Origin of the sequence: Coleofasciculus sp. C1-SOL-03, from assembly GCF_040220555.1 — a bacterium.
Taxonomy (GTDB): Bacteria; Cyanobacteriota; Cyanobacteriia; order Cyanobacteriales; family Coleofasciculaceae; genus Coleofasciculus.
On the sequence record NZ_JAVJUO010000046.1, the window covers coordinates 20,902 to 30,744 of the forward strand.

The following is a 9,843-nucleotide window of genomic DNA, read 5'->3' on the forward strand; positions in this document are numbered from 1 at the left end:
GTGTCGTGGCACACCTTATTTGGTGGATTAGAATTGTAGGGGCGCAAGGCTTGCGCCCGGTTTAAACGTCAAATCTTATTCCACAATTTTAGCTGTGTCAGTCCAGTAGAGACGCGCCATGGCGCGTCTGGGAGCAGGGGGGAGCAATGGTACATTTTCGGTGATTCTATCGCCATAGTTTATTTTTAACTCAGCTTCTGTTTACTAAGAAGGGCGGGTTGAGTGAAGTTATTAGTTGGTTTTTCCATCTATACCTTCTGCCTTCTGCCTTCTGCCTTCTGCCTTCTGCCTTCTGCCTTCTGCCTTCTGTTAGCAGGTACCGAGTCGGGTAAAAACAACGGAAATTGTTTTCCAAATAATCAGACTAAAGAACCAAGAATATCGATGCAGCGTTTAGCCGGGGAATAGGTTGAAGGATGAAGCGAAAAAATTACTGTCTGATTATTGAGGAGTGATAGCTGATGGATATAGTCTTCATCGCAACGATTTGGGTTAAGGGTAAATGCAGTCATTTGACTTGTTCCTTCAATTCAGGCAATTTGAGAGGTAATCGTGATTGATGCGGTGTCGAAAATAAAGGTGATACTCCGGTTGATCAAAAATTCTGAAGCTGTTTTTGGCGTTCTAATAGTTCTAGGTAAGAGATGGGGACAACTAGGGGCCACAGGATAGCAGCGAGGAGTAAGAACATGAGCGAGTGAAATTGGGCTTTGGCAGAGAGGTTTTCCTCACGTTTTAAAAAGCCTAGCCATCGCGTGAAGAAAAGCGGTAGCATGACTAGGTAAAAGAGGATTAATCCGATGAAAATGATGTTCCACATAAGTTTCCTTGGTTGGTTGACAGTGAAATGAGTTTCTAATTATTACTCTGGGTTCATTTCTCCCCTTTACGCAAATAGTCAGGATTTCGCAATAAATCTTTACAAAATTAATCACCAACTCTGTATTCAGTGGATTGCCAGCTTAAACAGTCCGGATCAATTTAATGCAAAAATGTAGCCACAAGTACAGAAAATTGGGGTTAATTCTGTATTAGTTCGTTCCTCAGCATTCCCTGTTCCCTGTTCCCTTCTTATCTATCGGGGTTGTTCTGTACAGGGGAGAGTCGGGCGAGATGGGCAAATAGTCCCGGCAGATTGATGGGTGATCTGATCCATCTCATGCTGAACATTAAAATCTGTGCTTGGACTGAAAATAAGCGGTTTTAGTTGCGGAATACTGACTATATTGAGTCCAGCACTAACCACTTCAATTATAGCGATAGATAGTGTTTGAATGTGTCTTGAGGTTGCCACAAAACCTGCTCCCAAACCTTGCTATTGACAGATGTAAAATGTTGAGCATTTAAGCAATGAGTGAAGTCGCGATACGTCTGGCGGACACGCTTCTCGAACGCACTTCCATCTGCCAATAGCTGTACCCTTTGCTGCGTCTGATTTTTACGCCGAGTAACGCTTGCGGAGATGATTGACACCAATCATTAAGCCAAGGGCGGCTAAACCCAAGCCACCAGAGGGTTCAGGGACGGATGTACAGTAACCGCGATCGCAAATCCCCGATTTATCGAACTTGAACGCGATCGTATGTTCCCCATCAAAGCGATTCAAGTCATAGCCAGCCGCGAGTAATTCCGACTCAGACAGATACATAAGACTGGTGAGAAATTCCCCCGAACCAATCGTATTTAAGCTTTGAGATTGGTCAAAATAAGAGGTATCAGCCGGTAAATCTCCCAGACTTGGACCACAGTCAGCACCTTGACAAAAATCGCTCACTCGCTGGTTGTAATCTGCTAGACTACTAAACCCACTATTAATATCTGTGGTACTAATCGCGGTGACATTGCCATAAAGACCAAGATTAGGGACTAATGAATCATTAGTTCCGGCAAAACGTACCCCGAATAAATCCCCTTGATTATTCGCCGTGGTGAAATCTTGATCGGTAAAATTGAAGAACAAATCACCCCAACCAATGTTTCCATCCTCAGCACTGGTGCCATCAACACCTGTTAACGGCATATTGGCATTAATCGCCACAAAAAGGCTATCCTCCGTTTCTTTAAGCGCTAAACTGTGAATTTCATAGGGATTATCACTGCCACCAACTTGCAATCCATCCACGCCATCATTGAACGAATCAACCGCATAGTGCCATCCTGATTCATCAACTGAATTTTTATCAACTTGGAGGGCAATACCATCGTTGACACATTCGGTAAACGTATCAACCGTAGTATCTTCATTGAGAGCAAACGTAGCAGCTTGAGCGGATTCGCCTAGGGCAAATAGCAAACCACATACGGTGGCGATGGGAATAATTGGAGCAGAAATAAAAAGTTTTGTGGTATAGTTCAACATTGTTTTATCCTTCAATGTTTCAGATTTTCTGGGTTATTGGTTTGTGCCTTTACCTATAAACAACTCTAGCCAAGATTCAATCGGTATAGATCAATGTTACTGACTGGTATGCTGGTGGGCAATGCCTACCCTACGGGATATCTGTCAAAAAAACGTTGGGAGGGGCGGGTTTAGTTACATCTGGGTACAACCGATAAGATAGTTGTAAAACCCGCCCCTACACCTGCCGTGATTTCCGTCTACGCAGTAGTACAACACCTGAACCAAAGGTCAACAAACTGAAGACAGAAACGGGTTCAGGCACGTTCTGACTGTCTTCCTCTATGAGTGCATGCATATCGAAACTCGCGGTATCCGTATCAAAGTCAAGTTTAATTGGGAACGCTGTGGGATTGGTGGGATCAACATTGAGTCCGGTAATCGTAAACTCAGAAACACCACCACCCAAAAGCGAGACAAAATCGATACTGTCTCCGGGTATAAATTCACCCAGATTTGTATCTCCTACAGATACGGTGAAGGGATTTTCAAAGCCAACCGGGAAGTTTAGAATTGAGGTAAATAAAGAATTTCCCGTCATTTCATAGCGGAAACCATAGGCAGACGGTGGGTCGTACCATTTCCCACCAATAACATCAATAAATCGAAACACTCCATCCAAGGTACTATCAGGAAGCAAAGGATTAAACTGGGAGTCAGCGATGTTATTGGCGCGGTAAATTCCTTCTGTGCCATCTTCCATTTTTGCCCAGAAGACAATCTCATTATCATCACTCAGGCTTTGCCGATCCATGGCTAAATCAACGACAGTGGAACCGAATAAGGTATCGCCAATGCCAATAACTTTATCCTCGACCGCATTACTCCCCACAAAGATACCTTTATCCTGGTTGCTAAAGGGGGTAGACCCTTCAACGACCTGATTTGCCATAAAAGCGACGAGTCCTTTATTATTGATAGAACTGGTGCCAACGTTATAGAATGTATCGGGTGTTTCTAACTCATCATAATTGTTCCCGGCAATCAATTCACCATTAATGCCATTCGTCTTGAAAATGACTTGACCTGCACCATTATTATGAGCAAAGGCTGATACTTCTCCTTGGTCATTTATATTGGCTTCCCGATATGAACCATTCCAAAAGTTAGTGGGATCGGAAACAATCAAATAGTTGCCATTCTCATCCCCTGTAAAGACACCGTAGTGACTCACAAAGCTAACCATTCCCTGATTATTAATGTCAGGTGCAAGAGGATCAAGCATACTACTGGACAGAGGACATTGTTGCTCAGATGAACCAGCACCTATACAGTTGGTAATTTGGATGGTTTTATTGCCGTCGCTGGTAAAGATTTCTTGCCCACCATTATCAAGATTGGCAAAAAAGGCTACAGTACCATTGTCGTTAATCGCCAGTCCAGGGGCAAAGCTACTATAGGTTGCGTTTGTATGGGCAATTTGTTGAGTGTTACTGACACCATTACTGGTAAAGATGCCTTGACCACCAGAATCGACATCAGCAAAAAAGGCGACAGTACCATTATTATTAAGGGATAGTCCCTGACCAAAACTGCTAAATATAGAGTAAGATTTGTTGTCAACAATGATTTCTGGGGCGCTGACACCCGTACCAACATAGATTCCTTGGTCTCCTGATTTGAGTTCGGCAAAAAAGACGACTTGACCATTATTGTTAATTGCCAGTCCTTTGCCGTTTTGATAGTTGGAGTCATTGGACAACTTATAGCCGCTATTTCCGCCTGCGGTACCGAGTCCTGAACCGAGGCTGGTAAAGGAACTGAATGAATTGCTAGTTTCTACTATTGGGCTAAAGTTGAAGCTGAAGGCTAAGGCTTTACCACTACTGAGTAGGCTGAGAGATAGTCCAACTACGGTAAGAGAAAGAATTGGCTTGAATTTCAGCATAATCGTACTCCTGAAAATTCTGAGAGAGTTGAGATAACTGGAAAATAGGTCTGATCGATCAGATGTATGTACTTTGCTTATAAGTCTATTAAATCGGTTTATTTTGAATTTGAACCCACAGCTAGCTATCAGATAGAATTGTGAGGGTTGGTTTTAAACCTATCAAAAGGTATCACAAGCTATCAGAAGGTATCAATATTAGTGATTAATTCTTCGTTCATTGTGGCGCTGTCTTCGCTATAAACGTTTGCATCGCTGACTCAAGCCCCATTTATTTTAATCGTTGGATTATAAGTGATATCCTAGTGGAATAGAGTCAGGGTGGGTTACGCTACCTTTAGAGAATGCTGCGCGAATGCTAACACATCCGACAATTTTGCTGACTATTGAATACCTCTAACTGTTTATGTCGTGGGATACATTTTTACAACAAATTGCAGATTGTCAGGGTATATTTGATGCCGATGAGAGACAGGTGTTTTGTTGGCGATTTGCGGAACGGAATTGGGGAGAACTTGATGCCAAAATTGCTGCTGATTTGCATATCAGTGAGGTGACGCTACAGCGACGAATGGGACGAATTTATGCGACATTTGCCCATTCTTGTCCGGCGCTGAATACGGAGAAAAAGGGGAAATTTAAGCGCTTGCGAGACTGGTTAAAGCGGGAGTATGGGCGATATCAGCAGCATGGAGAACAACTAAGGAATCCAGAGACAGATTTCCGGGTGATCGCGTCTCCTCTCTGCCAAGATAGGTATATTGAACCAGGGATTCTACCTACCTGTTATCAGGAAATCCTGAAGCCGGGATGTTTGCTGCGGATTAAAGCGTCGTGGAAGATGGGGAAAACGGAGTTGATGTCACGGGTGTTGAATTATGCGGCGGATCAGGGTTATCGCGCAGTGAGTTTGAATCTGCGGGATGCAACGGCGACGGATTTTCAAGATTTGAATCGATTTTTGCAATGGTTCTGTACCAGTGTGACGCTGAGTCTGAACCAAGACTCATTATCAGATAATCCAGTGGCTGAACATTGGCAGCGGAGTATTGGCAATAGTAAGAATAAGTGTAAGACGTATTTTGAAAAGCATCTGTTACCCGGAGACAGTTGTCTGGTTTTGGGGTTAGATGAAGTGGATCGAATTTTTCCCTATCCAGAAGTCGCGGGAGAGTTTTTAGGGATGCTGCGAACGCGACATGAGGAGGCGAAAACGCGCCCAATTTGGGGGAAATTGCGCCAGGTTTTAGTGTATACGGAAGATTATCGCGAACTTGATATTAATCAGTCGCCATTTAATACGGGACTTCCGATCGCGTTACCGGAATTGAGTCGGGAACAGGTGCAAGAGTTGGCGCAACATTATGGATTGGATTGGCAAGGGGATCAGGTGAATCGGTTAATGGCGATGGTGGGGGGACAGCCTTATTTGGTGCAAGAGGCGATGAAGCAAATTGGACAAAAGTTGGTCACATTGGAGGAGGTTTTGGTAATGGCGGCGACTCCGAGGGGAATTTATCGGGATTATTTGCTGATGTATGAACAAAAGTTACATCAATTGCCGGAGTTAGTAGCGGTGTTTAATCAGGTTGTTGGTGTTAATCATCCGGTAAGATTGAATCCAGAGGTGGCGGATGTTTTGGAGAATTTGGGGTTGGTTCGATGGGAAGGGGATGGCGTTAGTCCTCGTTATGAGTTATTTCGTCAGTATTTTGAGAGTCGGATTGAATCGGGGGGTTAGGGGTTGTTTGATTGGATTTTGTGGGGAGAGAGGTTATGTTTTTTTAACGCAGAGGTACGCAGAGGTTTACGCAGAGGAACGCAGAGGGGTTGAGTGGATGGGGGGATAAGTTTTAGGGGGGTGGAGATGGGCTTGGGTTCGATATTTAGGATTAGATGACATAAGACATAAGACAAATGATAGACAACCAATTTATCGGTGTAATCAGTGCAACTAACCTCTCACCTCCCTACCCCAATCTCTCCAATAAATCCTTGAAATCAGTGTTTTGACAAATGACAAATGACGATTATCAAGTAGGTGGCGCTTTACCCCTGGAGGCGAGGAATTATGTGGTTCGGGCGGCGGATCAAGAACTTTATCAGGGATTGAGGGGGATGCGGTTTTGTTATGTGCTGAATTCTCGGCAGATGGGTAAGTCGAGTTTGTTGGTGCGGACGATGAAACGGTTGCAAGATCAGGGGTTTGCTTGTGTGGAAATGGAAATGCGGGATATCTGTAGTTATCAAATTAATCAGGAGGAGTTTTATGGCACAATGGTGAGTCATTTGGTGAGTGGGTTGGAGTTGGATCTAGATGAGGGGGAGTGGTGGTATCGGTATGCGTATTTGTCTCCCTTTGATCGGTTCAGTAAGTTCGTAGATGAGGAGGTTTTGGGAAGGGTTGCGGGTAAGATTGTTATTTTTATTGATGAAATCGATAGTATTCTGAATTTAGACTTTAAAGATGATCTGTTTGGCTTTATCCGGGCTTGTTATAATAAACGGGCAATTCAGCATAAATACCAGCGTTTAACCTTTGCGTTGTTGGGAGTGGCGACGCCATCGGATTTGATTGCGGATAATCAGCGCACACCGTTTAATATTGAGAGTTTGGCGATTGAGTTAAAGGGGTTTACGTGGGAGGAAGCGAAACCTTTAGTTAGGGGATTACAGGGAAAGGTTCGTCATCCTGATGCGGTACTTCAAGCTATATTAAATTGGACAGGGGGACAACCGTTTCTGACGCAAAAGGTATGTCGGTTAGTGTGTCAGGCGGTAGGAGAACAAAGGGAACAAATGCTTCCCTACACCCTACCTACTGGTTTTGTGGATCAGGTGGTACGATCGCACATTCTCGATAACTGGCTGTCTCAGGATAATCCTGAACATCTGCGGACGATTCGCGATCGCGTCTTGTCTGGACATCAAGATAGTCAACCGTTATTAATGCTGTATCACCGGATACTCAAACGGAAAAAAGTTCCGGCTGATCAGAATAATTTGCAGCAGCAATTACAGTTATCGGGATTAGTGGTGAAGCGGGGGGGACAGTTACAGGTGGCGAATCGGATTTACGCCTCTGTTTTTGATCGCCATTGGGTGAATCAACAGCTTCAGCCGATTCCCTCTCCCTCGCCATCCCTTCCCCGGTGGCGGGTAATCGCCGCGACGGTGGGAGTAACAGTATTAGTGATGGGAATGCGATCGCTGGGCGTATGGCAATCGTGGGAATTCCAAACGTTTGATTGGTTTGGGCGATCGCGTCAGTCGGAGGAACCCGATCAACGGTTGTTGCTGGTACAGATTACTCGGCAGGATATCGCCAACTTAGACAATGAATATCCACTGCATGATCGCACAATGCGGCAATTATTACAAGCCTTAGACCAATATCAGCCCCAACTTATCGGTTTAGATATCTATCGTGACCGACCTGAAGGCAAAGGTCAAGCAGAATTAATTGAATATCTCAAAACCCGCGATCGCGTGATTCCGATTTGTACCCATCCCAATCAGAATGATCCCGAAGGTATCTCACCACCACCGGAAATTCCCGACAAGCGTTTAGGATTCAGTGATGTGATTACCGATTCCGATAGCATTGTTCGCCGTCATCTTTTAGCGATGAATCCGCCTCAACCTTCCAACTGTTCCGCCTACTATGCGTTTAGTTCCCAAATCGCCCTACGTTATTTACAGAATCAAGGATTTTCCGTTGACTTTCCCACCGCCCAACAATGGCAAATTGGCGAAATTCGCTTCAACATTCTGAATAGTCACCCTGGATTTTATACCACCTCCCAAGTCAAAGGACACCAAATCATGCTTAACTATCGCCGCAGCCAGGAAATTGCCCCAACTGTCACCCTAACTCAGGTACTCAATCATCAAGTGCATCCCGGCTTAATTAAAGACAAAATCATATTAATTGGCGTTACCGATCCCAGCGTCAAAGACTACTTTAAAACGCCAGATAACCAAGAGATACGTGGCTTACACATTCACGCCCATAAAATCAGTCAACTGATTAGCGCTGTTACAAACAAACGTCCCCTACTTCAATTTCCCCCCTGGTGGATAGAAAGTCTTTGGATTGGAACTTGGGCGTTATCAGCCGGACTAATTAACTGGCATATTTCCCGCTTAATCTATCGAGGAATCGCCAGTGGAATTATCCTAATTAGCATCAGCACACTTAGCTTTACTCTTTTTATCACCCTTCATATTTACATTCCCCTAACTCCCTCTATTTTTGCCCATCTAATCACCAACCTATGCACAGTTAAACACCAAACCCATAAACATCAACCCAACCCCAACCCAAATCCATAGAACATCAACTACGCCTACCCCTCTGCGCCCTCTGCGTTAACCTCTGCGCCCCTCTGCGTTAAAAAAACATCCAACCACCCAACCTCAAACCCATGAAAATCAACCCAACCCCAACCCAAATCCATAGAACATCAACTACGCCTACCCCTCTGCGCCCTCTGCGTTAACCTCTGCGCCCCTCTGCGTTAAAAAAACATCCAACCACCCAACCCCAAACCCGGATAAAAAAACAATGACTTTCCCAAACCTTCCACTCATTCTTTCCTTAATTCTCATCACCTCCACCCCAACCAATCAAACCCAACCTACTACCAATAATCCACCCAAACCCCCAGACAGTGAACCCGCCGAAGAACGAAATCCCGGTGGAACTCGGGGTTCCTGTGAGAAAACCGATCAACCCTTTACCCCCTTATTACCCCTGACTAATAACGAATTTTCCGGCTACACGCTTAGCGGATATCCTACCCTTTGGTTCTACATTCCCTATCAAACAAGTAGCCTCCATTCCGGTAAATTTACCCTAGAAGACGAACAACAAAATACCATCTACCGACAGGAATTTTCCCTACCCCAAACCCCCGGTTTAATTAAGATTAGTCTACCCCAAACCGCCCCACCCTTAGCCCCAAATCAACGCTACACCTGGAAACTCATGCTCTATTGTACATCCTCCGGATCATCCATGCGCGATCGCGTTTGGCATCAGGGATGGGTAAAACGGTTAGATAACCAAGACTTAGAGACGCAGGTACAACAAGCCGCTTTATCCCAACAGATTGACCTATTAATTAAACATAATCTTTGGTATGATCTGCCCCAGGATATCTCCCAGCTTCGTACCCTCCCCTCAACCTGGGAAACCCTATTAAAATCAATGGGTTTAGCGGATTTACCACGAGATGCGATCGCGGGTGAAGTTGAAGCGATAAACGATTAATTGATCATTTGTTCTTTTGTCTTGTTTATCTAATTGTAGGGTGGGTTAGGCGGTATTAAATTATGTCAATAACCGTTTAATTTTCTATCCGCCGTAACCCACCAATCCTTAACATTGAGATCCCCCTAAATCCCCCTTAAAAAGCTATGCATTAGTCACATCTTTCTTAACAAAATCTGACTTGACAAAAGTAGCACTAGAGTGAGAGAGTAAAATCCAAGTCTGTGCAATGTCATGAAGTCGTCGTAGACCCTGCCAAAGGGTTTTCACGCCGGGTTCTCC

At 44.5% G+C, this 9,843-nt stretch carries 7 protein-coding genes; 3 read left to right on the forward strand and 4 right to left on the reverse strand.

What is annotated here, in order from left to right:
- Nucleotides 1-359: 359 nt before the first annotated feature.
- The 4 genes from RIE73_RS07000 to RIE73_RS07015 all read right to left on the reverse strand — a co-directional run bounded on the left by RIE73_RS07000 (nt 360) and on the right by RIE73_RS07015 (nt 4,286).
- Complete coding sequence (locus tag RIE73_RS07000; protein ID WP_446400502.1) at nt 360-512, reverse strand: hypothetical protein; 153 nt, start codon at nt 510-512, stop codon at nt 360-362.
- 83 nt (nt 513-595) lie between these two features.
- On the reverse strand, nt 596-820 hold the full coding sequence (locus tag RIE73_RS07005; protein ID WP_446400503.1) for a hypothetical protein: 225 nt from the start codon (nt 818-820) through the stop codon (nt 596-598).
- 618 nt (nt 821-1,438) lie between these two features.
- Entirely contained in the window at nt 1,439-2,359 is a 921-nt protein-coding gene (locus RIE73_RS07010) for an XDD3 family exosortase-dependent surface protein (protein ID WP_446400504.1), read from the reverse strand.
- A gap of 217 nt (nt 2,360-2,576) precedes the next feature.
- Nucleotides 2,577-4,286: a DUF7453 family protein gene (locus RIE73_RS07015; protein WP_446400505.1), complete on the reverse strand. Its 1,710-nt coding sequence runs from the start codon at nt 4,284-4,286 to the stop codon at nt 2,577-2,579.
- Nucleotides 4,287-4,692: 406 nt separating this feature from the next.
- Here RIE73_RS07015 and RIE73_RS07020 point away from each other — a divergent pair, with 406 nt between their 5' ends.
- The 3 genes from RIE73_RS07020 (at nt 4,693) to RIE73_RS07030 (ending at nt 9,561) form a co-directional block, all read left to right on the forward strand.
- The gene (locus tag RIE73_RS07020) at nt 4,693-6,027 is read left to right on the forward strand and encodes an AAA-like domain-containing protein (protein ID WP_446400506.1); all 1,335 of its coding nucleotides are present in this window, start codon (nt 4,693-4,695) and stop codon (nt 6,025-6,027) included.
- Nucleotides 6,028-6,302: 275 nt separating this feature from the next.
- The gene (locus RIE73_RS07025; protein ID WP_446400507.1) at nt 6,303-8,621 is read left to right on the forward strand and encodes a CHASE2 domain-containing protein; all 2,319 of its coding nucleotides are present in this window, start codon (nt 6,303-6,305) and stop codon (nt 8,619-8,621) included.
- 232 nt (nt 8,622-8,853) lie between these two features.
- Nucleotides 8,854-9,561, forward strand: a complete 708-nt coding sequence (locus RIE73_RS07030; RefSeq protein ID WP_446400508.1) for a DUF928 domain-containing protein — start codon at nt 8,854-8,856, stop codon at nt 9,559-9,561.
- Nucleotides 9,562-9,843: the final 282 nt, after the last annotated feature.

What these genes read in the sequence shown, in the direction of transcription:
- RIE73_RS07000 (WP_446400502.1), bottom strand. Translation starts at nt 512, where the DNA reads ATGACTGCATTTACCCTTAACCCAAATCGTTGCGATGAAGACTATATC.
- RIE73_RS07005 (WP_446400503.1), bottom strand. Translation starts at nt 820, where the DNA reads ATGTGGAACATCATTTTCATCGGATTAATCCTCTTTTACCTAGTCATG.
- RIE73_RS07010 (WP_446400504.1), bottom strand. Translation starts at nt 2,359, where the DNA reads ATGTTGAACTATACCACAAAACTTTTTATTTCTGCTCCAATTATTCCC.
- RIE73_RS07015 (WP_446400505.1), bottom strand. Translation starts at nt 4,286, where the DNA reads ATGCTGAAATTCAAGCCAATTCTTTCTCTTACCGTAGTTGGACTATCT.
- RIE73_RS07020 (WP_446400506.1), top strand. Translation starts at nt 4,693, where the DNA reads ATGTCGTGGGATACATTTTTACAACAAATTGCAGATTGTCAGGGTATA.
- RIE73_RS07025 (WP_446400507.1), top strand. Translation starts at nt 6,303, where the DNA reads ATGACAAATGACGATTATCAAGTAGGTGGCGCTTTACCCCTGGAGGCG.
- RIE73_RS07030 (WP_446400508.1), top strand. Translation starts at nt 8,854, where the DNA reads ATGACTTTCCCAAACCTTCCACTCATTCTTTCCTTAATTCTCATCACC.